This window comes from Sporosarcina sp. P29, from assembly GCF_002743265.1.
In the GTDB taxonomy this organism is placed as follows: domain Bacteria; phylum Bacillota; class Bacilli; order Bacillales_A; family Planococcaceae; genus Sporosarcina.
The window spans coordinates 69,211-94,106 of the sequence record NZ_PDYX01000010.1; the positions used below are offsets into that span (position 1 = coordinate 69,211).

Genomic DNA, 24,896 nt, shown 5'->3' on the forward strand with positions numbered 1-24,896 from the left:
ACTCTCTCTCCTGTCTACTTTTTTCTAGTAAGTAATTATATTTCCATCGTTTCAAAATTGACTTTTGTACCGATTAATTCTGCTTGTCGTCTGACCTTCTCTTTCCTAATTTCATCTTCAGCAGTGATTAACTGAGATTCCCATAAAAAAGTTTCCGGCAAGTCCGCTTTATACGCCGCATCAATGATAGCCAAATGCTTAGCGAGCTCCTCATCCATACCGGCGACAATACCAATGCCGATGTGATTAGCAATCTCCACTTTTGCTTCCGTAACCAGGACTTCACCCATATAGAATAAGGAATTCTTAGCTGTTTCACGCATTTTGATCATTGTCATTCCATATTGTGGTGCTGTAATTTCACGACACCCATATACAGCCGTGATAGTTTCTGCAAGAGTTTTAGCAAGATGACCTTTTTCTTGAATAAGAATTTCAGTTCTTTTTCTTCTTTTCATATGTGCTCCCTCCTTCTCTATAAATTAATAGTAACTTGTCGCCAAGTTCATGTGTTTTAAGATACGGTTAGCTTATTGTAAACATCCTTTACAATTGGACATAAAAAAGAGGCTGGGACAAAACCCTATAAAATGAAAAAAAACGCGTGAAACCAAGTTCTAAGAACCTTGGTTTCACGCGGTTTTTATTCTGACCTTTTTGTTTAGTAAGCTAGATTTTCTACTTATGTCCCAGCCTCTTATGAATTCATTGTAATATCATACTTGAACTTATCACTGCGATATAACACTTTAGTATATTCAAGTACCTTAGCGGTTTTCTGGTCTACACAGTCACTTTCAACCATAATGAGCGGGACCATACTGTTGCAAGATAACAATTGTTGCTCGCCTGCAGTTGGAAAAGTGATGCTTAGCAGCGATTTGCGGCTGTCAAATTGGCTGTATCCGAGTTTCCTATAATAGGCAAACATCGATTGAATTTCAAAGCAATCTTCTGTAATGCTCGGAATGGTCTTCGCACTGACAAATGAATAATGAATAGCGATTGGCTCACCGTCAATCAAACGTAATCTTCCAATTTTGTAGATATCGTCTGTTCTCCTCGTTTCTAATGCTTGAAACATATGTTCATCGTATGTTATTTGTTCGCAAGCTATCGTGCGTGTTTCCAATTCATAACCTAATGCCTTCATCTTTTCAGTAAAACTCGTCCCTGCCGTGAGAGAAAGCTGAATTTGTATCGCCTGTTCTTTTAAGAATCGCCCTTTGCCTTGTTTAGAATAAATAAAACCCCGCTCTTCTAACTTTGTTAATGCCTTCCTTACAGTCATTCTTGGTACATTGTGTTTTTTTGCCAGAATGTTTTCAGAAGGTAATCTTTCCCCATATGTGAATGTCTTTGAAACAATTTGTTCCATTAGTTCATCCATAATTATAGTTTCCTTTTCCGTAGATATGACAGCCATCTCCCTTATTGAACTGTTATTGAAGACATATTTTGTATCATATTGTACTATACTTCCCCTTCATCATTCCTTATTCTTGTGATCCAACAGTGTTATAGGAACCTTCTTGCGATAATTGACAAAGCAAATACTGACAACGACTAGCAATAAGCCTACCCACAACGTATGTGTCATGGGCTCTCCAACAAATACCGTACTAATAAACACAGAAATTACGGGCACTAAAAAAGTGAAAACAGCCACCTTACTTGCCTCTCCCGCACGAATGAGCGAATAGTAAATGATATAGGCAACAGGGATACCCATCGTTGCACCGAAACCAAGTCCAAACATATACATAGGATGCCATTCGATTGATGACCAGCTCTCTGTAATGGCACTGAGTACAAGTAGCACTATACCCCCTATAGTAAACTGCATCGCGACCATCCAATACGCATCAATTTCTTCACTTACCTTTTTCACATATGCAACACCAATTGCCCAAAAGAATGCTGTTAATATACCTAATATCACGCCCATTATAGAAATCTGGGTAGTGAAATGATCCACACTAACTACACTAATTCCGATGAATCCAATCAGCAGGCCAGTTACTTTAATCACCGTCATACTTTCGCCCAACCACATCCAAGCAAATAATCCAAGAAGGACTGGCTGGAAATATACAAGTACAGAAAATAGCCCGCCTGGCAAATAGTGTAGCCCAATTGTATGCAAGCCGAAAAACAGGACGGTGTTGAACAAAGCTGAAATACAATACTTCCGCCAATGCTGACGCCATTGCAATCTGTCACGTAGCTTGATAATCAGCAATACAATCAAACAACCGCCAAGCAACGCACGCATTCCCGAGAATAATAGTGGCGGTGCATACACGATCGATAGTTTGTAAATTGGCCAACTAACGCCCCAAATCAAAACTAAAACTGCCAACGCGACGGTAGATTTTGTAAATAGCTTGTTCACTCCTCCATCCTTTCTAATTGGGTTAATCATTTAAATCTAGTCTATTCTCTCAATCTTTTTTATGACTCTACTCAAAGACAAAGGTTTTCTTTTTGGCAAAAATTCCTTATGATTACTAATGGAGGCGATTTTAAATGAAAAAACTATTTGCCATGATGATAACTGCTGCTCTATTAGCTGCTTGTAGCAATGATGAACCGAAAGAACCGATTGAATCAACGGAGCCCGTGGAAGAGACTGCACCGGTAGAACCAGCAAGTGACGGATTGGAAGAAGGTCTAAAAGCAGATACGGTAGAACATGAGTATGTCGCATTTGCTGAGGACAAGGTTCCTGTTAATTCCAAAGTGAAGTTTATCGGAACCGTGACAGGAGTAAATGAAGGAACTTTAACTGTCCAAAGCAAAGCGGAACAATCCAAGGATGAAGTCATATACGTCAAAGATATTCGACTTGGAGAACGTACAGATATTTTGGAAGGCTTCGACGTTTCCGTTTACGGTACGTATGACGGGAAAGACGATGGGGATGTACCTGTTATTAAAGGGATTTTCATTGATGCGGACTGAAAACTGAAAGAATCAACCAGAACCGGTAAATTTACACGCTTTGACAATAGATCCTAGAGGTATAGTACATTTACAGAGAAAGAGCCGCAAAAAGGACAGAAGCGACATACGATTGTATGTCGCTTTTTCGGAAAGAGGGGATTGAATGCAACGAAAAATAATAGATTATGCCGCTTTAATATTTGGATCATTCATATTTGCAATCGGAATTAACTACTTTGCCATTCCGAATATGCTATCTGAAGGCGGCGTTATCGGGATTACTATCATTACATACTATTTATTCGAATGGTCACCTGGACTTGTCAGTTTCATAATCAACTTAGCACTGGTCGCGATTGGGTACAAATTCTTCAGTAAACGAACGATTATCTATACCGTCATCACCATCATATTCTCGTCCATTTTCCTTGAGCTAACGAAGAATTGGGGAGAACAGTTAGGTAGTGATACATTACTTGCCGCATTATTTGCAGGTTTATTTGTTGGTGGTGGTCTCGGAATGATCTTCCGTGTTGGCGGTACTTCCGGGGGTGCAACTACTGTGGCTCGGATGCTTCAGCAGTGGCTTGGCTGGAGTGTTGGAAAAGCGATGCTCGTCATTGATATTTCCGTCATTTTGTTGTCTGCCTTTGTTATCGGGAAGGAAAAAGCGATGTTTACGCTCGTTGCTGTGTACGTGGGGGCTAAAGTAATTGATAAAATCGTAGACGGTGCAGATGACCGAAAAGCCGTAATGATTATTTCGAAACATCAAGAGGATATTCGACAAGAATTACTCACAACCATGGGCAGAGGCGTAACCATTCTTGATGGACGCGGCGGTTATACGCTCGAGAAACAAGCCATATTGTACATTATTATTAACCAAACAGAAATCGTACAGTTAAGACGTATTTTGGAGCGGGTAGACGAAGATGCATACGTTACCATCAATAATGTACAAGAAATTTTCAAGCGCGGATTTAAGGAAAGACGACCAAAATAAATTATAATTTCTACTAGTTCATTTCCCTTAACATCTTGAACTACCTCCTATACCATTACAAGTAAAGGAGGTAGTTACTTTGTCAAAATCTATGGACAAACGACCGCCTATACAATTATCTATTCTTGATTTAGCGACAATTTATAATAATGAAACGGCTAGACAAACATTGAAACATTCCACTGACTTGGTTCAATTAGCAGATCGACTCGGTTATACACGCTATTGGTTTGCGGAACATCACAATACAAAATTCCAAGTAAGTTCTTCTCCCGACTTGCTGGCAGCACACGCTGCAGCTCACACGAATCGCATTCGCGTGGGTTCAGGTGGAGTCATGCTACCCAATCATAGTCCATTGAAAGTTGTGGAAAACTTTTCATTGCTGGAATCATTGCATCCGGGGCGCATCGACCTTGGCATTGGACGTGCCCCAGGAACTGATGGTATGACTGCTTTGGCATTAAGACGCTCACGAGAAGCCGTGACAACATATGACTTCCCTGAACAGTTCGCAGAGTTATTGGCATTTTTCACGAATAACTTCCCCGACGAGCACCCGTTTAGCAAAATCAGTGCCACAGCAGAAGAATCCATACCTGATTTGTTCATGCTCGGATCAAGTGACGGAGGTATGCAGTTTGCCGCTGAATATGGACTTGGCTTTGCATTCGCTGCACATATTAACCCGAAGTTAGCCATCCCTATGCTGCGAACATACCGGGAACGATTTAAGCCATCACAATTCTTGAGTAAACCAAAGGGAATTCTAGCTTTGATCGTAGTTTGTGCCGATACAGAAGAACGTGCACGTCAACTCGCACTTCCTGCACAGTTACAATGGGCACGTTGGGGAACCGGAAATTACAAATTGCCACCACCGTCCCTCGAAGATGCCATTTCACATTCTTTCTCAACTGCAGAAGATGCCGTCACGAAAGAAAATGATGGACGCTTTGTCATTGGTACTCCCTCCCAAGTAAAAGAACAGCTCGAGTCACTTGCAGAAGAAGCGATGGTCGATGAAATCATGATTTTAAATATGATTCCGGATACACAAGCGAGAGAACAGTCATTCCATCTGATTGCCAAAGCTTTTCAATTAGCGAGAAATTTACCTAAGTGAAGTAAGAACGTATTATTTGCACACACCTTCCCACCCAAAATGTGGTGGGTTTTTCATCGTGATTTTATACTATTCGCACTCCTCCCAAGAGTCGCAACTATCTTCCAATTTAATTATTTCAATAAAGCATTTCACTCAACGGAGTTCTTCTATATACTTGATAATATCTGAAAAATTTATACCTTTTCGTGATGGATTGAATAGTATTTTTCTAGTGGGAGGAGATTATCATGGATAAACAGAAAAAAGGATTTTTCCAAAAGTTTTTGGATATGATTGAGAAAACCGGTAACCGATTGCCACATCCGGTTACATTATTCGCTGTTTTGGCTTTATTGGTAATCGTCATCTCGGCAGTCGTCTCTTACTTCGGTGTTAGTGCAGAGCATCCAGGTAAAGAAGGCGAAATGATTGAAGTAAATAACTTATTGAGTAGTGAAGGTATTCATTACATCATTACGAATATGACCGATAACTTTATCGGTTTCGCACCGCTTGGCGTCGTGCTCATCACGATGCTTGGTATTGGTGTCGCAGAAGGTTCAGGATTAATCAGTGCTTTACTTCGCGGCTTTGTAATGTCTGTTCCAAAACGCATGATCACGCTAGGATTAGTATTTGCAGGGGTTATGTCGAGTGTAGCGTCTGACGCAGGCTACGTTGTCTTGCCGCCACTAGGTGCGGTATTGTTCGCAGCACTCGGAAGACACCCTCTTGCGGGTCTAGCAGCTGCCTTTGCCGGGGTCTCGGGTGGATTCAGTGCCAACTTGCTACTATCGGGTACCGATGCATTACTTGGTGAATTGACGATCATGTCCGCAGCGATTATCAATCCCGAATATGCAGAAGGTATGAATATTGCCATGAACTACTACTTCATCGCATTTTCTGTTATCGTTTTGACATTCGTCGGTGCATGGGTCACAGAAAAAATCGTAGAACCACGTCTTGGCGAATATAACGGTGAATTCCGTGAAAAAGTAGAAAAGCTAACTCGTCTTGAAAAGAAAGGTTTGATTTTAGCAGGTGTTTCTGTCGTTGTTGCAGGAGCATTGGTTGCACTTCTTGTTGTATTCCCTGGTGCTCCGTTGCGTGGGGATGAAGCAGATATGCCGATCATCAAATCACCTTTCATGAAATCGCTCGTGCCGATCATTGCCTTTATGTTCTTTGTGCCGGGTCTTGTATACGGTAGAGTAACGAAATTAATTCGTAATGACAAAGACGTAGCTGCCATGATGTCGACAACAATGTCAGCAATGGGTATGTTTATCGTCCTGTCATTCACAGCAAGTCAGTTCGTCGCATTCTTCTCCGAGTCCAATATGGGCTTGGTGCTAGGTGTTTACGGCGCAAACTTCCTTGACAGTATTAGTTTAACAGGGATTCCTTTGTTACTGATGTTCATCCTTATTGCGGCGTTCATCAACTTGTTCATCGGTAGCGCATCTGCGAAATGGGCTATGATGGCACCGGTGTTCGTACCGATTATGATGCAGCTAGGCTATTCTCCTGAATTGACGCAAATGGCGTATCGAGTGGCGGATTCTTCAACTAATATCATCTCACCGCTCATGACCTATTTTGCGATCATCATCGCCTTTGCACAGAAGTACGATAAGAAGATGGGAATCGGGACGCTCGTTTCCGTTATGTTCCCCTATTCCATGTTCTTCTTACTATTCTGGAGCGTAACGTTAATTATTTGGATGTTGCTAGGGATCGATCTTGGACCCGGCTCCCCTATTTATTACTTAAAATAAGACAACCACTACCCCCTAAGTGCATCCTTTGCTCTTACGGGGTTTTTTATGATAGTATAGTAGTTGATAATGGTTTTCATTTAGAATGATTCTATCTATCAAAAGGAGTTTTTATTTATGGGTTATGAAGCAAAGAATGCTGTAGAGAAGTCGATCATGGGTAGACGTTCCATTAAGAAGTTTAAAACAGACCCGATCGATATAGATGAACTAATCGAATTACTCAACGTCGCAAAATGGGCACCCAATCATAAATTAACTGAGCCTTGGCGTTTTCAGTTATATGTTGATGAAGGCAAAGAGAAATTTATAGGCGCATTTTTGACGTCCCAAGAAAGTGATGGGAACATACCTGATAAAGCACAGGTAAAAGCGGCGTACTTCCGCAAAATCCCTTTGCATTTAGTCGTCATTATGCCAGAAGATACACGTAAAAAACGTTGGGATGAAGACTATGCTGCGATTTCTACGATGATACAGAACTTTCAATTGGCTGCATGGGAACGCGGTATTGGCATGATTTGGCGCACGAATGACTGGACACATGATCCGGTATTTAAAGATGCTATCGGTGTGAAGTCAGACGAAAAGATTGTCGGAACGTTAATGATCGGCTATCCAAAACATGTGCCTAAACCAGAGGATCGTATGGATATACGTAATGTACTGACTGTTATTGATGAATGAACTGCGCGATTACCAATTTCCTTAATGGGAGCAGGTAATCGTGCTTTTTCTATCACTCAATGTAAATAATCACTTGATTTCTGCACAATTAAGAATACACTAGAAAAAGAACTTTTATAAGGGGCAACTACATATGAAAAGAATCATTCAACCTATTTTCCAACACTATTGGAACCCCTACCTCGTATTATTACTAGCAGGTATTCTTAGTGCTTTGTATTTCGGATTAACTTCTACTGTCTGGGCAGTAACTGGTGAATTCACAAGACTTGGAGGCGACCTCCTGTTAGTATTCGGAGTCGATATCTCGGGCTGGCAATACTTTGATATGGTACATCTACAAGGAGCCACATGGAACAGACCAGATGGCTGGATTGTCTGGGGAATGTTCGCAGGCGCACTCATTATGGTGTTGCTTAGTAATAGCTTCAAAATCCGTCTGCCACAGCAAAAGCGGCGCTACGTACAAGGTTTAATTGGTGGAATCATCGCGGGATTCGGGGCGCGTCTAGCACTCGGCTGTAACTTAGCCGCATTCTTCACAGGTGTTCCGCAATTCTCTTTTCACTCTTGGATTTTTATAGTAGCAACAGGTATTGGTACTTTCTTTGGAGCCAAATTAACGAAAACACGCTGGTGGAAAGGTAAACCTTCATTAATTCGAGGGAATGCAAAGCCGACACAACTAAAAAAACGTATAATCCAGCCGTATATTGGTGTAGTGATTGCCGTACTTTACATCGGGCTCACTATGTACTTCTTCACGTCGGGACAAAAACTGCTTGGTTTAGGCGCACTGTTTGGACTCGCCTTCGGTATTCTAATTGAACGTGGACAAATTTGTTTCACTTCTGCATTCCGTGATTTATTTCTTGTCGGACGAAGCATTATGGCGAAAGCAATTATTGTAGGAATGGCTGTCAGTTCTATTTTGACGATCATTGTCATTTCAATCTATGATTTAACGCCGGTCACACAAATCGCAGCACTTAGTACGTTTGTAGGTGGTGCATTATTCGGACTAGGTATCGTGATGGCGTCAGGCTGTGAAACAGGAATGATGTATCGCTTGATGGAAGGCCAGTTGCTTTTTTTACCCGTCTTTGCGGGCAATATCATCGGTGCTACGTTCCTTGCCTATGCTTGGGATCATCTCGGCGTCTATAATGTACTGGTCAAGGGTGGAGCAAAAATCAATCTACTCGATACATTCGGACCGATTGGTGCAATTTCTGCCACACTGCTAATGCTTGGAGGACTTTATGCATTAACGGTATATGGAGAAAAACGCTACCACCGTAAATTAGCAATTAAGAGAGGAATGAATATACATGCAAGCTAAATTGGAAGCGGATTTCACACTCGACCTTCGCGGTGAGTCGTGTCCCTACCCTGTTATTTACACATTGGAAACACTTGAAGGTATGAATAAGGGAGAAATGCTACAAGTCATCACCGACTGCCCGGGCTCTTTCCGCAATGTACCCGAGGAAGCGATTGCTCACGGTTACAAATTTGCACAAGACCCCGTTAAGAATGGCCAGGAATATTTATTTCATATTTACGCATGAAAAAAGGCAACTATCCTTGAAAGGATAGTTGCCTTTTTCATTTCACTTTAAATATTTACAGTTAGTTTTTGTGCAGATGTTCCCTTTATCTTTGCTACGATTACACTATTGATCGCATTCATGTAAGCCAATGCACTTGCTTTCAAAATATCTGTGTCTGCGGCTTTCGCGATATAATTTTCTCCTTCGTATGCAATGGTGATTTTCACTTTTCCTAACGCGTCTTTGCCGCGTGATACGCTACTAATATCATAGCCAATTAATTTCACTTGAATCTTTGTAATTTCAGCAATTGCTGAATACAATGCATCGATTGGCCCCGTTCCAACAGCACTCGACTTGAAGACTTCTTCCCCTTTACGAATCTTGACGCTAGCTGAAGGGAAACTAGAGTTGCTGACGACTTGCAGATCTTCGAATTCAAAGAAATGATCACTATAATTGGTCACGTTCTCTTTATCATGCTTTTCATGATAGTTTTCAACAATTACATATAGATCATGATCGTATACCTCCTTCTTCATATCTGCCAATGTTAGGAACCCTGCAAATATCCCTTCGAATTCTTCAGGCTTCATATGGGTAAACCCTAGTTTTTCAAGTGCATTTCTCACCGCGTGGCGTCCTGATCTCGCCGTCAAAATCAATTCCATATCGTCCAGTCCGACGTCTTCTGGATGAACAATTTCATATGCATCGCGAGATTTTAATAAGCCATCTTGGTGTATTCCTGAAGAATGTGCAAATGCATTATCTCCCGTAATCGCCTTGTTCACCTGCACATCCAATCCCATGAAGCTAGATACAAGACGTGAAGTTTTCATAATTTCTTTTGTATTGATTTGTGTGCTGACATTATAAATCGAGCTTCTCGTTTTCAATGCCATGACCACTTCTTCAAGCGCAGCATTTCCTGCACGTTCCCCAATCCCGTTAATTGTACACTCTACTTTATCCGCACCATTCTTGACTGCCGCTAATGTGTTTGCTGTCGCCATTCCTAGATCATTATGACAGTGAACACTTAATAAGACATCTGGATCCAGATTTTTCATGCGGTCGTTTAATTTATAGATCATCGCACCGAATTCCTCAGGCTCTGCAAAGCCTACTGTATCAGGTACGTTGATCATTGTTGCACCCGCCTTCATGACGGATTCGATTGTATGCCATAAATACTCGAACTCCGAGCGTGAAGCATCTTCTGTTGAATACTGTACTTGTGGCATTAATGTTTTTGCATATTTCACCGCATCTACACCTATTTGAAGGATTTGGTCCTTTGATTTATTGAATTTTTTCTCCACGTGAATATCAGAAGTTCCCAGCACCATATGAATCATTGGATTTTCTGCATACTTCACTGCTTGATAAACCGAATCGATATCTGCCTGCACCGCGCGTGCCAATGCTGTGATTATGATGTCATTTGTATTGCCTACCTTCTGCGCAACAGCCTTCACTGCCTCAAAATCACCTTGGGATGAAGCAGGAAAACCAGCTTCGATAATATCGACACCAAGCTTCTTTAATTGCTGTGCAATCTCTACTTTTTCATAAAGATTTAATTTAGCACCAGGTACCTGTTCTCCATCACGTAATGTTGTATCAAAAACCCAAATTTTTCTGCTCAACTCTTTGCACTCCTTTTTTTAAAAAAATAAATACAAAAAACCCCGTCTCTATATTGAAATATAGAGACGAGGTTAAACTCGCGGTACCACTCTAATTGATTCGCCATACTTGGCCAATCCACTTATCGACAGCTATCACTGTCTATCCCGTTAACGGAGGAAACCGACGCCCCTTACTGTAGAACTTTCAGGGAGTGACTCATGGATGAGTTCAAAATGTGCGTCTGCTGATTTTCACCAACCATCAGCTCTCTATAAAGACACAAAACATTTTTACTAGTTCCATTCTTAGTCTGCAATGTAATATTGAACGTAATACTACATGGTGTTAAGCTCTTTGTCAATAGTTTTCAAATAATTCTATATACTATACATGGTGAGCAAGCGTCTTATCAATATTTTCTAAATATGCTTTTCGATGTGTATCTGTCAGCAATGACTCAAGTACCAAAAACCCATACATTTCTATTTTCATTTGACATTTCTTCCATCGATTCACTAGTATAGTAGACAACTAATTCGTAAACCGAAACAAAACAACTAGATGTTTGAGTAGTCTCAAACTACAAAAGGAGTCGGTGCCAATGAATGCGTTTACGAAATGGGTAGAAATTGTCTCGGATTTTTTATGGGGATTACCCATCATCATTTTACTAATAGGAGGCGGACTATTCCTCACAATTCGTCTCAAGTTCTTCCAGTTTCGCTATATGCCACACATTTTTCGTCAAACTTTTGGAAAAATCATGTCTAAAGGCTCTGGGGACGGTACGCTAACCCCTTTCCAAGCAACAACCTCAGCACTTGCTTCCACAATGGGTGCAGCAAACATTGTGGGAGTTCCTGTAGCCATAGCATTAGGTGGGCCAGGCGCAATCTTCTGGATGTGGGTGGTCGCACTGATCGGAATCGGCACGAAATATTCCGAAGTCGTGCTCGGTATCAAATATCGTGAAAAGAATGCTGCCGGCGATTACGTCGGTGGTCCGATGTATTACATAAAAAAAGGACTTGGTTGGAAAAAGGTTGCGTATATCTTTGCATTCGCTCTCATGTTAGAAGTTATGGCGAGTACTATGGTGCAATCTAACTCCATCGCTACGACCTTGGAAGGTTCATTTGGTTTATCTCCAATCATAACGGGTATTTTCGTCGCTTTACTAGTTGCCCTCATTTCATTTGGTGGAATTAAAGCAATTGGGCGCGTAACGGAACGTCTAATTCCGTCTATGGTCGTGATTTATATGTTAACTGCTCTCATTATTATTGGCTTTCATGTGGATGCAGTGCCTGCAGCATTTGGCTTGATTTTCACACATGCATTCCAACCAATTTCAGCAGCCGGTGGATTCGCAGGTGCCGGTGTTGCCGCGGCCATACGTTGGGGACTCGCTCGTGGATTATATTCCAATGAAGCCGGTATCGGTACTGCACCGATTGCCCATGCAGCTGCAGTGAATAGTCATCCCGCCAAACAAGGTTTCTGGGGCGTCTTTGAAGTCGTTGTGGACACATTGATTGTTTGTACCATGACTGCCCTTGTCATACTAACAACAGGCGTCTGGGAAGTCATTGATGCAGATAACGCAGCGAACATGGTGACCGAAGCATATGCTACGGTATTTGGTGCTTCCCTTGGTGGGATTATCATATCCATCGTATTATTCTTGTTCGTTATTACCACAATTGTAGTGATCATTTATTATGGAGAAAAGCAAGCGGAGTTCTTATTCGGGCCTAATTTCTCTATCGTTCTGCGTGTCGCATATATCACGGCTATTATAATCGGGGCACTTGGTGGATTGCAGTTCGTCTGGAAATTCCTTGATCTATTACTCGCAATTGTAGTGATTCCTAACGTGATTGCGGTACTATTCTTAAGCGGACAAGTACGGGACATTACGAACGATTACTTTACAAACCTCTATCCGACAGAAAAAAAACAAAAGAAAAATAAGTCTTGATGTAAATGGCAAAAAAGGCAAGAGTCCGTGGACTCCTGCCTTTTTTATAATTTGATCACTTCATCATTTCTTCAATAAACTCTACGGGTACATAGGTCTTCTTCGGTTCGAGCAACTCCGGTGCTGCTTCAAATTTCAACAATGATTTATTATAGCCATATTCCTTCTGTCCACGAGTAATCGTGTAAGATGGAGCACCTTTTGAAACGACCGCCCCCACACCAGTCGAATCCACGACATATCCAAGTTTCTCAGCAAGCAAACGAAGTGGTACCATCTTCACACCCTCGACCATATAATGATCGTCTTCTATCATCTGTTCTATGGTGGCATCTTCATCTACCGCATTTACGTCTAGTATTACTACTTTCTCCGGCGTTGTCTGGGCTGGAATACTTCGAGTTGCTTCTTTGTAGAATACTAGTAAGTCTTTACCTTTTAAGTCGTTAGCCTTCACTTTATCTCCGGAAGCACTGGAAATGTCTGCACCGTCATCTACATTTAATTGAAGCTTCAAATACGGGTCCACCAATTCATCATCAAATATACCAACTATTGCTGTGTTTGCTTCATCATTTTCAACAATAACAACATCTGGAGTATATTGGGGTGGGTAAATCATAATCATTGGCTTTTCTGCATGAGTATAGGCAGACACTTTGTCACCTTTTTTCATTTTTACCTTCTTACCCGTATTATCGAAAATTAGCGTGTCTTTTGTAATAGCCAATACAAAAGACTCTTCTTTCCATTTAATTGTGTAAAGTGTTAACCCATCATTCTTTTCCATACCATCGATTGTTCCCTCTACTTTAACAAAAGCTTTTTCATCAGATGTCACTTCGATCTTCACATCCTCTTTCGCACTAACTGTTGCAGGTACCGCTACGCTGCCAATAAGCAATGCCGACAATGCAAATGATGCAATCTTATTCAATCTCATAAAATTTCCGCTCCTTACTATAGGTTCTATATAGTAGTTCGTATGGGAGTTGAAAAGGTTACGGTAATTTTTGGTTTTACAAGCCAACCTTATGGCTCTATCGAATTGCCAATACATTTTCTATAGTACATTCGAGAAGCTGTTAGTAGTCCCATGTAAGTTTAATACTTTTAAATAAGGAAACGTTAGCTAGAATATAGTTTATTTACTATGCTTATATATGTTTATATACGAAAACTGTTTACAGTCGCGGAATTATAGTGTATAAATATAGATAAGAGAAACTTACATTATACGGTATGGGGTGAAAATAATTTGAGTAAAATCGTTCATTCATTCAGTAAAAAGTCTGTAGAATTTAATGCAGAAGGTATTACACTAAGGGGTTGGCTCTACTTGCCTAACAATGTGGATTCAAGTTTTCCTGGTATTATAATGGCACATGGATATGGTTCATTAAAAGAAATGTACGTAGATAATTTTGCTGAAATATTTGCGGTCAATGGATTTGCTGTTCTTTTATATGATCACCGAAACTTTGGGGATAGTGACGGTTATCCAAGACAAGAAATCAATCCTTATGAACAAGTGCTTGATTACCAACATGCCATTACTTTTATGAGTTCGTTAGAAGAAGTGGATAGTTCAAGAATTGGTATTTGGGGTTCTAGTTATAGTGGTGGACATGTCTTAATGGTCGGAGCTATGGACAAACGAGTACGTTGTATCGTTTCGCAAGTACCTACTATTAGTGGTTCTCAATCATCTGCTAGAAGAGTGGTACCTAATGATGTACCTGCATTATTAGATAGTTTTTATGAAGACCGAAAAGTACGTATGCAAGGCGGAGAGCCAACACGCCGTAAGATCGTTCCTGAATTTGAGGGTGATGAAGGTATATATATGGATAAAGATTCAGTAGACTGGTATTTATCGGGAGGTGCTCTTTCTCCAAATTGGAAAAATGAAGTGACTATTCGCTCTATAGAACTCTCACGTTCATATAATCCTGGTAATTTTATTTCTTTGATTTCACCTACGCCACTATTGCTACTAGTTGCAGGAGATGATACTGTTACACCAACAGATTTAGCAGTTACCGCTTTCGAAGACGCAAAAGAACCTAAAAAACTGCTTGTAATTGATGGACACCATTTCACACCTTATACAGAAAAATTCGATGCATATAGTAGTGAAGCCATTGAATGGTTTAAAAAACATTTGAATACAATAGAAGAAAATTTAAATACTAATAAACAAACATCATAAATTTCAATAAAATACACCCTCGAATTTAACCAAATGTTAAACTCGAGGGTGTATTTTCCAATTTCCTTTGATACTATATATTCTGTTCTAAACTAATGTTCTGATCGCATGTGTAATTTTTTCTGCAGAAGACTTCATTACTTCCTTAATCTCATCTATACCAATTTGGTTGATTAATGAAGTAGGTATATACGTACCTAAACCTAAAATAATATTACCATCGCCGTCAAATATCGGACAAGCATACGCTGAGATACCTAATGAATATTCTTCGTGACTTTCAGCAATTCCTTCTTCAAGAATCTTTAATCGTTGGGCATCTAAATCTTGCTTTGTTATAACCGATTTCTCCGTATACTTTTTTAAATGTTCATTCAACATAACATCATTTAATACATTTTCAGCATCTTCTTTGTCTAAATATGCATAAAAGCATTTGCCAAGTGCGCCAGCAGTAATCGGGAATGAATCGCCTGCCGATACTGTTAATCGTACTTTCAAATCAGGTTCTTCCTTTGCTACATACATAAGATGAGATTTCCGGACTCTTTTCACTAAAACAAAAGTTGAACCTGTTTTAGCAAGTTCTTTCAAATACGCACTAGCTACTTCGATATAGTCATTAACTTCTCTAGCGCGATTACCTAATGCAATTAATGGTGTACCTAATGAATATTCTTTTGAATTACTCGAAAACACAACATAACTTTTTTTCTCAAGTGTTCTTAAAATTCTTAGGCATGTACTAACATTAATACCAGTTGCTTCTGAAATCTCAGTTAACTTCGCATGCTGATAACCTTGTGTAGCCAATAATTCAAGGATCTTTATTGAAGAATCTAGTGCAGGTACTTGACTTGGTTTACTTTCACTTTCTAGAATTTTCAAATTCATGCCCTCCACTTTTAGTATTTTATTATTAGTTAGTGTATCATATATTATCATAATTCTGAACCACTATTCAGTAACAACTTTTAATTTTTACAGTAATAACCAAGAACTACTACAATACTAACTAACTAGAATTATTTCTTATTTACACCAATATGTTATTGTTGAAATAGTATATTGAATTAAATAAGAAGTCGTTCAAATGAGGATTTACTAATTTAAGAAATAGTAAATCCTCATTTTCTAATCTCACTTCGTGTATTTTGCTCACTTAGTGAATGAGTCTTCCATTGAGAACTTTACATAAACAGTTTTTTCCATGCGGTTTCATCTAAGTGATTAGGCGGAAATTCACTAATTTCAAACGGAAAATCAGATCCTGGTAGTACTCGATCTATACCGACAATAGATACTAAGTAATCATGTGCTTCCTTATTCCATAGAACGGAATCAAACCAAAACCGTTTTAGATAATCAATTGGTGGAGCTTTTAAAACCTCAGAAACGTCAGTCCATTGTTCATAACCCCTGTTCAGACGTCCAATTTGATATGGCAAGAAACCACCGCCATGTGCCAAAACGATTTTTACATTTCTATACTTATCCAAATAATCACTTAATAAAATGTCAGTACTACAAATAGTCGTCTCCCAAAGCACACCACTTAGCGTAGACATTCTCCTTTTTTCAAGACGACTATCTTCACTAAGTAATGGGTGAATAAAGAGTATAGCACCCAATCGATCCGCTTCTTCCCATACCGGCAAAAAGGAACTGTCTGTTAAAAGTAAATCTGATATTCCTGTACCGATAATTGCTCCCTTTAAACCAGCTTCCATTGCCATTCTTAATTCTTCTGCAGCTAGTTTGGGATTATTAAGTGGAATAGTTGCTAGTCCAGAATATACATCTTTATTTCGCTTTACCAATTCAATAATTTCACTGTTATATATTGACGATAGTTCTGCTGTAATCTCAGATGGTAAATCATATAAAAAAAGTTGTGGCAATGGTGATATAAGTGTATGTCGAATGCCAGCTCTTATTTGCTCGGATCGATGTAATTCCTCATTAATAAAGGCTTCTGATAAAGTAAAGGCCCACTTGTCATTAATTATCATCAATTTAGGTTGATTTTCTCCCCTGCTAACCTGGCGAGAATGCACTTTATCTTTATTTAGTTCTAACCATTGAAGGACTTTATCTGGAATAAAGTGTGAATGAACATCAAACATTAATTATATCATCCTTCCAATTGGCAATTACCCTTCTTCTGTATTGAACATAACAGATACTGCTTTTGTTGTTAGATAATCCTCTAATCCATACTTACCGCTTTCACGCCCTAACCCGCTTTCCTTTATACCCCCAAAAGGTGCTTGCATTGAGAATGGTGCAGAATCATTAACACCGACCATACCGTATTCTAGTTTCTCTGAGACACGGTGCACGCGAGATAAATCATTTGTATAAAAATAAGAGGCCAAACCATATTCAATGTCATTTGCCTTTTGTACCGCTTCCGCTTCTGTAACAAATGAAATTAATGGTGCTACAGGTCCAAATGTTTCTACCTTAGTAATATCCATATCTTCAGTTACATTCCCTAAGACTGTAGGCGCATAAAAGTATCCTTTTGAATATTCATTTCCTTTAAGTTTTTTTCCGCCAACCAGTACCTTTGCCCCTTTATCAACCGCATCGACTACTTGGCTATGTACACTATTCACTGCTTTTTCATTTACAAGCGAGCCCATTTGATTTGTTTCATCTAAGCCATTTCCAACTTTCATCTTACCGACTGCTGTTTTAAATTTCTCTGCAAATTCTTCGTAAACAGCTTCTTGAACATACACCCGATTTGTACATACACATTGTTGGCCACTAGAAGCGAATTTACTACCTATAACGCCTTGAACAGCCAAATCAAGATCTGCATCATCAAAAACTATAAATGGTGCATGACCACCTAGTTCCATTGAAACTTGCTTTACAGTATCAGCTGATTGACGAATTAGATGCTTTCCAACTTCAGTTGATCCAGTGAATGTTATTTTTCGTACATCTTTACTATCCATAATTACTTGAGCAATTTCTTCAGATTTCCCAATTACTAAGTTCACCACGCCTTTTGGCAGACCAGCTTCATCGAATATTTTAAATAGCTCAAGTGATGATAACGGTGCCTCAGATGATGGTTTTAATACAACAGTACAGCCAACCGCTAATGCAGGGCCAAGCTTTCTAGCACCCATAGATAAAGGGAAATTCCAGGGAGTAATTGCTGCAACTACACCCACTGGTTGTTTAATGACATGTGCCCGTTTATTTTTTGTGGATATTGGCATTACGTCACCATAGACACGACGTGCTTCTTCTGCATACCATTTAAAGAATGATATTGTACTGCCGACCTCATATCTTGCATTATGAATTGATTTGCCCATTTCTTTAGTAATGACTTGAGCAAGATGTTCTTTTTTCTCTTCCAGTTTTGCAACAACGTTATGGATATGGTTGCTACGTTCTTCTGACGTCAGTCCTGACCATAAAGGAAATGCCTCTTTGGCAGCGTCAATAGCCCGTTTAGTTTCCGTTTTACCTACTAAATAGACAGTATCAACAATTTCACCCGTTGCAGGATTTTTTATTTCTAATTCAGATTCTGTTTTTAACCATTCTCCATTTATATACATTGTTTCCCTCCTATTAGTACTTCCTACTCTATACGAACGAGTCTTTAGTTATTGCTTCCAAGTAACATTTCTCTTGCTTCAACCGGTGTAGCAATTTCCCGTCCAAATTCATGAGCAATTTTTTTAATTTGTTCAACAAACTCCGCATTTGTCTTCGCTAAAACACCTGGTCTAATATAAGCGTAATCTTCCATTCCTACACGAACATGTCCTCCAAGGCTTATCGCTAATGTATTCATTGCTAATTGGTTTTTAAAAGCTACAACTCCCCAACTTGACCCTTCAGGTAGTGAATCTAAAAAGTATAGTAAACTTTTTGGTGTTGCCGGCATGCCGCCATCAGCACCCAAAACGATCGAGTAGTGTAATGAACCCGTAATTAAACCTGCATCGATTAATTTTTGAGCATTGGAAATCATGCCGGGGTGAAATACTTCAATTTCCGGCTTAACATTATTTTCCTGCATTTTTTTAGCAAGCTTTTCTAAAAACTGAGGTGAGTTCATAAACACAAAGTTTTTTAAGTTGAGTGAACCTGCGTCTAGCGAACCAAAATCAGGTGATAGGTCACAAAACTCTAAGCGTTCTTCGTCTGTAATTCCATGTTTACCTGCAGAAGTTAAACTAATAATAAGTTCCTCGCCGCATTTTTCTTTCACTCGCTCTACTAAATCACGATAGATCTCTTTATCCATTGAAGGTTTTCCGTCCTCATCACGAACGTGCATATGTGCAATTGCCGCTCCTGCTTTGTAAGCTAAATGTACTTCTTCTGCAATTTCCTTTGGTGTAAGAGGAAGATATGGTGTGTCTTCTCTTGTCGTACCGGTTCCTGTAGGTGCAACAGTAATAATTAGTTTTTCCATTCAAAACAGCTCCCCAATAATTATATTGATATACTTTACAAATAACGTACAAAATGAAATATATTTAACGGCACTAATATTATAACTGTAGGCAACTCATTAGAATAATGACCGCTTGCTACAAACTATTCTTTATAGTAATGACGTAAAAGTGTACTGTTTATATCTCTAACCACGGTAACAGGATCTCTGTAAGTGCCTCTGGTTGTTCAAGTGGCGCTAAGTGACCCGTTTTTTCAATGGTTTTAAATACAGCGTTAGGAGCATACTCCAACATGGCTTTTGTGCTTTCTAATGGAATAACTAAATCGTCCTTACTTGCTATGAATAAATATGGAATATCTGTATTAGCTAATAAAGATCCTCGATCTGGTTTATTCATTATTGCTTTCGCGTGTGCAATGTAGCGATCTGGACCATAATCTATTAACATTTGTTCGCGAATTTCTTGTAGTTCAGCATTATCCAAATTATCCGGGTGGAATGTTCGGTGGGCTGCAGCATTCACCATGTCTTCATATTCACCAGCTTCTACTCTAGCAATCGCTTTTTTACGAAACTCTTTTCCAGTTTCACTATCTGCTTCCGCATTTGTTCCTATTAATGAGAGCGCAGATACTCTTTCCGGTGCATTTGCAAGAATGGCTAAAGCTACAAAACCACCAAATGAGTGACCAACTAAGTGGAATTTTTCCGGTAAATCTTTCAACAAATCTTTCGCTATGTCATCAATGTTTGGGATTGCAGGAACATCTACCGGGAAAGCATTAATTGTTTTCGGTAGCGCTTCTAATACACCATCCCACGTTTGCTTTGTGTTATTTAAACCAGGAATTAAGACTAGGTTTTCCGCATATTTAGGCATATTTGTAACTCCTTCTCTAGTTAGACGAATAAAGTAATCCCCATTTATATTTGACCCCCACTTTTTTTATAAAAGTGAGGGCTGATGTGTTTTTATTTAACTAATTCTCCCTTAATTCGTGCGCCTTCAACCCATGCCCCGTGTGCTCCAGTTGGGATTCTGTGTGGTAGAATAATTCTTGCTACTGGCCCCAACGTTAAATCACTTGCATTAAGAATTAGACATTCAGATTGATTTTTTTTTAAGTCCGTGACTAGTGTAATTAAATAGCCGTCGTCTTCTTCAATTGCATTTGTACGTCTTGCGATATGTGGTTCACTTCCTAAACGATCTTCACCATATTCATACTTTTGGCTTGTACCTTCTTTTAAATCATATTTTATAAGCCCTGTTAGATACCAAGGTTTATTTATATCCGAGTTCAATGTTGAGTTATAGCTGTAACGATACTTTTTACCGACGTAATCATTACTAACCACTGGGAATTCTGTAGCTTCCTCATCCAGGAAATCTTCCTTCGTTTTCCCTGTCTTTAAGTTGAATGTCCAGCGATACATTCTATATTGTGTAGCTGTCTTGTTCATTGCTTGCTTAATTTTGTCAGTTGCATTGCTACCCTGTTTACCTACTTCAGGTTTTCCCGGATTAAATGTTACGCAGCCTTCCATTATCACATTATCGCCATCTTCGTAACAGTTTGATAAATGTAAAATAAAACAAGATTTTGCTTCAAACCACTTAATGTCTTCGTTCGTTCCGTGACGTGGAATGATACCAAATCTAGCAGGCATATCATCAAAGAATGTTACTTTACGTTCTCCTTTTTCAAATAACTTCGGATCAAATATAAATGGCAAGTCGTGAAGAATTGAATAGTTTTTCGTGACTCCAAGATCATGTGGCCAACGTATACCGGGTAAGTCGATTGGAACATAATGCTTCAATTTGCTATCAGGTCCTACAACGCCATAATTCATATATGGGTATGTTTCGCTGAAGTTAAAGAACATTAATTCTCCAGTATCGTTATCTACTTTAAAGTGTGAACAAATTCCTTGTGGAGCAACAGTGTTATTCCATGCATCCGGTTCAAGCATTTCTAACGTAACTGGATCCATACGATTTATTTCACTACATTGTGACATCGACGCTAATAATTTACCGCCATGCGCAATAACATCTGTACCCGCGTTATCTTTCATTGTCCCCATGCTTCCCCAACCTTGACGTGTCGTTAAATGAGGTTCTAAAATACCAGACCACAGTGACTTCTGAGCGGCTTCTTCCGCTAAAAATCCAGTGGTACGAACGAAGCGATTACGATAAGTAGCTTTCCCCTCTTCAAAATGTACCGCGTGAAGCATACCATCCCCATCAAAAGGATGATAAACACCCATCGGAGCGTGAACTTGGTTATGTCCGTTACGAACATAAACACCGTTTAGGTCTTTAGGAATCTCTCCAATGACTTCTAAACTTTCAGTCGTCGCTGTGTACTCTTTTCCAACAGATTCAAAGTGTCCTAGTAAAAATGGATTTGTTTCATCCTCGGCAATTGTTAACTTTACTTCATTTTCAACTTTAATCATTTGTATCTCCCTTTCTCTATTAAATTTATTTTTGTAAATAGTTTAATTAAATGTTTGCGCTTTCACGATAATTCCCTATGTGGAATTAAATATCTTTTGTGTTAATTAAATTGTAAACTTATTCTACTGTTTAGTCAATACAAAAGCGCAAATAGTCTGACAAGGAAATCCGTATAGTGAATTAGATAATTTCTATCTGCAACAGCTTTTTGTTATGAAGTCGTCCATTAATAATTGATAATAAGATATATGTTGATTTTAATGATGATGAATCATATCACTCAAGTCATCAGAATACATATCCTCATCGCCTGGCTTGATTACAATACTTGCCTCTGTTGTAATAAACATCGCTGCAACAGAGGCCGCATTTTGAAGTGCGGTACGTGTCACTTTAGCAGGATCAACAATTCCTTGTTCCCACATATCTACCCATTCACCATTTAGCGCATCAAACCCTACTCCATCTACTTCCGTTTTCAAATGCTCTACAATTACCGATGAATTATAGTACCCTGCATTTAAAGAGATTTGGCGGACTGGTTCCTCTAGTGCACGTAAAAATAGCTTCACCCCGACTTGCTCATCTCCAGAAGTTGTATCTAAAAGCTTGATTACTTTTTTATAAACATTTAAGTATGCGACTCCTCCGCCAGGTACAATTCCTTCTTCAACAGCGGCGTGAGTTGAACTTAATGCATCTTGAATACGAAGCATTTGGTCCTGTAGTGCTGCGTCTGTATATGCCCCTACTTGAATAGTTGCTATACCGTTAGCCAATTTACTCAAACGTTCCCTTAAGTATTTTTGATCTTCTGGATTCATAGATGAATTATTATGTTGCTCATAGATAGAATTCACATGCGATTCAATGTCACTTTTCTTTCCACCACTACCAATAATCACAGTATTATTCTTAGAAACCACAATTTTCTCAGCATGGCCTAGACTTTCCATAGACATTGACTTTAAATCTAGCCCGATATCATTTGTAATGACTTGACCGCCAGTTAGGATCGCTAAATCCTCTAACATAGCCTTTTGTCTTTGACCAAAGCCAGGAGCTTTAATTGTTGTAACATCGAGGTTCCCTTTAATTTTATTAAAAATAATACTCCCAACAGCTTTTTCTGAAATACTTTTTGCAATAATTAAAAGCGGCTTATTTTTTTCATTTGTATATTCAATTACTGGCAGAACCTCTTGTAGCTCATCGATACTATAATCAGTAATTAAGATGTATGGATTTTTCAAAATCGCTTCCATTTTTCTCTCATCAGTTACCATGCGTGTAGAACTATAACCTGTATTAACCTGTGTTCCTTCCGTCACTTTAAGCTCAGTCGTAAATCCATGTGATTTTTCAAGTGTAATTACACCGTCTTTTCCAACATGCTCCATTGCCTCAGCAATAATCTCCCCAATTTCACTGTTTCCCGAAGAAATTGTGGCAATCTGAGCTATTAATGCTTTACCTTGGACTTCTCTTGATAGCTTTTGCAATTTTGTAGTGGCAACAGTTAAAGCCCTTTCAATTCCTTTTCGAACATATACAGGATTTGCTCCCGCAGTAATGTTTTTCAATCCTTCTTTAATCATCGCTTCAGCCAATACAATTGATGTCGTCGTTCCATCACCCGCAACAACATTCGTTTTTGTCGCTACTTGGATAAGTAACTGTGCGCCTATGTTCTCAAAAGGATTTTCAAGCTTGAGATCCTTAGTTATTGTTGCTCCATCATTTACAATTAAAGGTGGACCGACTTCTTGTTGAAGAACGACATTCCTACCTTTGGGACCAAGTGTTACTTTAACTACATTAGCTACCTTTTCGACTCCTTGTAACATAAGTTTACGTGCGTCTTCATCGAACTTCATATATTTTGCCATGAGTAGACCCCTCCTTATGCAATTCAAACTACATATAATAGTTTGTTTCAATTAACTTAAAGTTAAGCTTTTCAGTAACTCTAACGTTTTATTCAAGATACAAAACATAAAATTTAAGTAGATGTCGGTAAGAATAAAATTCTTCCAACATCTACTTAAATTTTATTAACTATATTTCAATCTATTTACTCGATGAGTCCTAGTTCTTTCAAAAGTTTTCCTACTAAATCATATGTTTCTGTGACATTCTTTTGTGAATCTTCAGGATTCAAGTAAAATTGCTTCGCATTTATGCTTTCAGTGTATTCTTTGTATTCATCACTTTCATGTGCTTTCTTAAATGCATCATGTAATACTTCTAGCTCCGCTTCCGGAATTTCTTTTGGTGCAAATAACATACTGAATGCCTGAATGCCTTCATGTAGGCCTAAGTTTCCAAGTGATTCTGCGTCTTCATATTCTGTATCTTGACCAAATTCAAATATTGGTTTAAGTGTTCCAGCTTCAATATGTTCTAATGCATCGCTTGGCATAACAACAGCACCATCGATATTCTTACCTAATAACGCTGTAATCCCTTGTGAACCACCTTCATATGTTATGTTTTTAACATCGAGATTAAGTTCTTTTGCTAAAGCAACCATGTTTAGATTCGAAATACTACCCGGCCCAGTTGTTGCATATGAGAATTTACCAGGATTAGCTTCTGCGTATTCCTTCCATTCCTCAAAGTTATTATACGGAGCATCAGTACGCACCATAAGCAAAGGAATAGGTGCAAAATCTTTCATAATAGGTTGAAAACTATCATGGGAGAATGATGCGTCACCCATATGTGGTAGCACACTAACATGAGAAACTGAGCCGTAAGCGATCGTATAACCGTCTGGCTTAGCATTCATTAATTGAGTCATAGCAATAATTCCGCCGCCACCTTCAACATTTTCAATATTAAAGGATTGATCATTTGGTAAATTACTTTCAGCTAGTTGTGTTAGTTTACGTGCACTATTATCAGGAAACGACCCTGGAGCATAAGGAACTAGCACTGTTATTGGTTTTTCAGGAAAATCTGCTTTTCCTGATCCTGTATCTTTTGAATTGGCATCTCCTTTACCTGAGCATGCTGTGATGATCAAAAGCAATAATGCTGACAAGATAATTCCTGTAATTTTTTTCAATGTTGTATC

At 39.0% G+C, this 24,896-nt stretch carries 22 protein-coding genes and 1 other annotated feature; of the genes, 9 read left to right on the plus strand and 13 right to left on the minus strand.

Annotated elements, in window-relative coordinates; translation table 11 throughout:
• Positions 1–35: 35 nt before the first annotated feature.
• The 3 genes from phnG to CSV68_RS10375 all read right to left on the minus strand — a co-directional run bounded on the left by phnG (position 36) and on the right by CSV68_RS10375 (position 2,395).
• Positions 36–458 (minus strand): phosphonate C-P lyase system protein PhnG, encoded by a 423-nt coding sequence (gene phnG, locus CSV68_RS10365; protein ID WP_099662080.1) that lies wholly within the window; start codon positions 456–458, stop codon positions 36–38.
• A gap of 239 nt (positions 459–697) precedes the next feature.
• Positions 698–1,390 carry a GntR family transcriptional regulator gene (locus tag CSV68_RS10370; RefSeq protein ID WP_099662081.1) on the minus strand — a complete coding sequence of 231 codons (693 nt, stop codon included), beginning with the start codon at positions 1,388–1,390 and terminating at the stop codon, positions 698–700.
• Positions 1,391–1,489: 99 nt separating this feature from the next.
• On the minus strand, positions 1,490–2,395 hold the full coding sequence (locus CSV68_RS10375; RefSeq protein ID WP_099662082.1) for a DMT family transporter: 906 nt from the start codon (positions 2,393–2,395) through the stop codon (positions 1,490–1,492).
• Between the two features lie 134 nt (positions 2,396–2,529).
• Here CSV68_RS10375 and CSV68_RS10380 point away from each other — a divergent pair, with 134 nt between their 5' ends.
• From CSV68_RS10380 to yedF, 7 genes are all read left to right on the plus strand, one after another.
• Positions 2,530–2,964: a putative periplasmic lipoprotein gene (locus CSV68_RS10380; RefSeq protein WP_099662083.1), complete on the plus strand. Its 435-nt coding sequence runs from the start codon at positions 2,530–2,532 to the stop codon at positions 2,962–2,964.
• Between the two features lie 145 nt (positions 2,965–3,109).
• The gene (locus tag CSV68_RS10385; RefSeq protein WP_099634282.1) at positions 3,110–3,952 is read left to right on the plus strand and encodes a YitT family protein; all 843 of its coding nucleotides are present in this window, start codon (positions 3,110–3,112) and stop codon (positions 3,950–3,952) included.
• Between the two features lie 79 nt (positions 3,953–4,031).
• Complete coding sequence (locus CSV68_RS10390) at positions 4,032–5,078, plus strand: LLM class flavin-dependent oxidoreductase (RefSeq protein ID WP_233192902.1); 1,047 nt, start codon at positions 4,032–4,034, stop codon at positions 5,076–5,078.
• Between the two features lie 230 nt (positions 5,079–5,308).
• A complete protein-coding gene (locus CSV68_RS10395) occupies positions 5,309–6,841 on the plus strand; it encodes an AbgT family transporter (protein WP_099634283.1) in 1,533 nt (510 codons plus the stop codon).
• A 117-nt stretch (positions 6,842–6,958) separates the two neighbouring features.
• Entirely contained in the window at positions 6,959–7,528 is a 570-nt protein-coding gene (locus tag CSV68_RS10400; protein WP_099634284.1) for a nitroreductase family protein, read from the plus strand.
• 133 nt (positions 7,529–7,661) lie between these two features.
• Positions 7,662–8,870: a selenium metabolism membrane protein YedE/FdhT gene (gene yedE / locus CSV68_RS10405; RefSeq protein WP_099634285.1), complete on the plus strand. Its 1,209-nt coding sequence runs from the start codon at positions 7,662–7,664 to the stop codon at positions 8,868–8,870.
• On the plus strand, positions 8,860–9,099 hold the full coding sequence (gene yedF / locus CSV68_RS10410) for a sulfurtransferase-like selenium metabolism protein YedF (protein ID WP_199168481.1): 240 nt from the start codon (positions 8,860–8,862) through the stop codon (positions 9,097–9,099). Before yedE ends, yedF begins: the two co-directional genes overlap by 11 nt.
• Before the next feature lie 47 nt (positions 9,100–9,146).
• Here the strand turns inward: yedF and CSV68_RS10415 are convergent, their stop codons facing one another.
• Complete coding sequence (locus CSV68_RS10415) at positions 9,147–10,733, minus strand: 2-isopropylmalate synthase (RefSeq protein ID WP_099662084.1); 1,587 nt, start codon at positions 10,731–10,733, stop codon at positions 9,147–9,149.
• 59 nt (positions 10,734–10,792) lie between these two features.
• Positions 10,793–11,032, minus strand: a binding site (T-box leader).
• Between the two features lie 285 nt (positions 11,033–11,317).
• Here CSV68_RS10415 and CSV68_RS10420 point away from each other — a divergent pair.
• On the plus strand, positions 11,318–12,697 hold the full coding sequence (locus CSV68_RS10420; protein ID WP_099634287.1) for an alanine/glycine:cation symporter family protein: 1,380 nt from the start codon (positions 11,318–11,320) through the stop codon (positions 12,695–12,697).
• 55 nt (positions 12,698–12,752) lie between these two features.
• On the opposite strand, the gene CSV68_RS10425 is transcribed toward CSV68_RS10420, so the two are convergent.
• Entirely contained in the window at positions 12,753–13,640 is an 888-nt protein-coding gene (locus CSV68_RS10425; RefSeq protein WP_099634288.1) for a stalk domain-containing protein, read from the minus strand.
• Positions 13,641–13,955: 315 nt separating this feature from the next.
• Here CSV68_RS10425 and CSV68_RS10430 point away from each other — a divergent pair, with 315 nt between their 5' ends.
• Positions 13,956–14,909, plus strand: coding sequence for an alpha/beta hydrolase (locus tag CSV68_RS10430; protein ID WP_199168483.1), 954 nt, complete (start codon positions 13,956–13,958; stop codon positions 14,907–14,909).
• An 87-nt stretch (positions 14,910–14,996) separates the two neighbouring features.
• Here the strand turns inward: CSV68_RS10430 and CSV68_RS10435 are convergent, their stop codons facing one another.
• The 8 genes from CSV68_RS10435 to CSV68_RS10470 form a co-directional block, all read right to left on the minus strand.
• The gene (locus CSV68_RS10435) at positions 14,997–15,797 is read right to left on the minus strand and encodes an IclR family transcriptional regulator (RefSeq protein WP_158233026.1); all 801 of its coding nucleotides are present in this window, start codon (positions 15,795–15,797) and stop codon (positions 14,997–14,999) included.
• A gap of 302 nt (positions 15,798–16,099) precedes the next feature.
• Positions 16,100–17,035: an amidohydrolase family protein gene (locus CSV68_RS10440; RefSeq protein WP_099634290.1), complete on the minus strand. Its 936-nt coding sequence runs from the start codon at positions 17,033–17,035 to the stop codon at positions 16,100–16,102.
• A gap of 27 nt (positions 17,036–17,062) precedes the next feature.
• A complete protein-coding gene (locus CSV68_RS10445) occupies positions 17,063–18,496 on the minus strand; it encodes an NAD-dependent succinate-semialdehyde dehydrogenase (RefSeq protein ID WP_099662085.1) in 1,434 nt (477 codons plus the stop codon).
• 44 nt (positions 18,497–18,540) lie between these two features.
• The gene (locus tag CSV68_RS10450) at positions 18,541–19,362 is read right to left on the minus strand and encodes a beta-keto acid cleavage family enzyme (RefSeq protein WP_099634292.1); all 822 of its coding nucleotides are present in this window, start codon (positions 19,360–19,362) and stop codon (positions 18,541–18,543) included.
• Between the two features lie 160 nt (positions 19,363–19,522).
• Entirely contained in the window at positions 19,523–20,227 is a 705-nt protein-coding gene (locus CSV68_RS10455) for an alpha/beta fold hydrolase (protein ID WP_099662086.1), read from the minus strand.
• Positions 20,228–20,319: 92 nt separating this feature from the next.
• Positions 20,320–21,816 (minus strand): carotenoid oxygenase family protein, encoded by a 1,497-nt coding sequence (locus CSV68_RS10460; protein WP_099634294.1) that lies wholly within the window; start codon positions 21,814–21,816, stop codon positions 20,320–20,322.
• Between the two features lie 258 nt (positions 21,817–22,074).
• The gene (gene groL, locus CSV68_RS10465; RefSeq protein ID WP_099662087.1) at positions 22,075–23,706 is read right to left on the minus strand and encodes a chaperonin GroEL; all 1,632 of its coding nucleotides are present in this window, start codon (positions 23,704–23,706) and stop codon (positions 22,075–22,077) included.
• 185 nt (positions 23,707–23,891) lie between these two features.
• Entirely contained in the window at positions 23,892–24,887 is a 996-nt protein-coding gene (locus tag CSV68_RS10470; protein ID WP_158233027.1) for a Bug family tripartite tricarboxylate transporter substrate binding protein, read from the minus strand.
• Positions 24,888–24,896 lie beyond the last annotated feature (9 nt).

What these genes read in the sequence shown, in the direction of transcription:
- phnG (WP_099662080.1), bottom strand. Translation starts at nt 458, where the DNA reads ATGAAAAGAAGAAAAAGAACTGAAATTCTTATTCAAGAAAAAGGTCAT.
- CSV68_RS10370 (WP_099662081.1), bottom strand. Translation starts at nt 1,390, where the DNA reads ATGGATGAACTAATGGAACAAATTGTTTCAAAGACATTCACATATGGG.
- CSV68_RS10380 (WP_099662083.1), top strand. Translation starts at nt 2,530, where the DNA reads ATGAAAAAACTATTTGCCATGATGATAACTGCTGCTCTATTAGCTGCT.
- CSV68_RS10385 (WP_099634282.1), top strand. Translation starts at nt 3,110, where the DNA reads ATGCAACGAAAAATAATAGATTATGCCGCTTTAATATTTGGATCATTC.
- CSV68_RS10395 (WP_099634283.1), top strand. Translation starts at nt 5,309, where the DNA reads ATGGATAAACAGAAAAAAGGATTTTTCCAAAAGTTTTTGGATATGATT.
- CSV68_RS10400 (WP_099634284.1), top strand. Translation starts at nt 6,959, where the DNA reads ATGGGTTATGAAGCAAAGAATGCTGTAGAGAAGTCGATCATGGGTAGA.
- yedE (WP_099634285.1), top strand. Translation starts at nt 7,662, where the DNA reads ATGAAAAGAATCATTCAACCTATTTTCCAACACTATTGGAACCCCTAC.
- yedF (WP_199168481.1), top strand. Translation starts at nt 8,860, where the DNA reads ATGCAAGCTAAATTGGAAGCGGATTTCACACTCGACCTTCGCGGTGAG.
- CSV68_RS10420 (WP_099634287.1), top strand. Translation starts at nt 11,318, where the DNA reads ATGAATGCGTTTACGAAATGGGTAGAAATTGTCTCGGATTTTTTATGG.
- CSV68_RS10425 (WP_099634288.1), bottom strand. Translation starts at nt 13,640, where the DNA reads ATGAGATTGAATAAGATTGCATCATTTGCATTGTCGGCATTGCTTATT.
- CSV68_RS10440 (WP_099634290.1), bottom strand. Translation starts at nt 17,035, where the DNA reads ATGTTTGATGTTCATTCACACTTTATTCCAGATAAAGTCCTTCAATGG.
- CSV68_RS10445 (WP_099662085.1), bottom strand. Translation starts at nt 18,496, where the DNA reads ATGTATATAAATGGAGAATGGTTAAAAACAGAATCTGAATTAGAAATA.
- CSV68_RS10450 (WP_099634292.1), bottom strand. Translation starts at nt 19,362, where the DNA reads ATGGAAAAACTAATTATTACTGTTGCACCTACAGGAACCGGTACGACA.
- CSV68_RS10455 (WP_099662086.1), bottom strand. Translation starts at nt 20,227, where the DNA reads ATGCCTAAATATGCGGAAAACCTAGTCTTAATTCCTGGTTTAAATAAC.
- CSV68_RS10460 (WP_099634294.1), bottom strand. Translation starts at nt 21,816, where the DNA reads ATGATTAAAGTTGAAAATGAAGTAAAGTTAACAATTGCCGAGGATGAA.
- groL (WP_099662087.1), bottom strand. Translation starts at nt 23,706, where the DNA reads ATGGCAAAATATATGAAGTTCGATGAAGACGCACGTAAACTTATGTTA.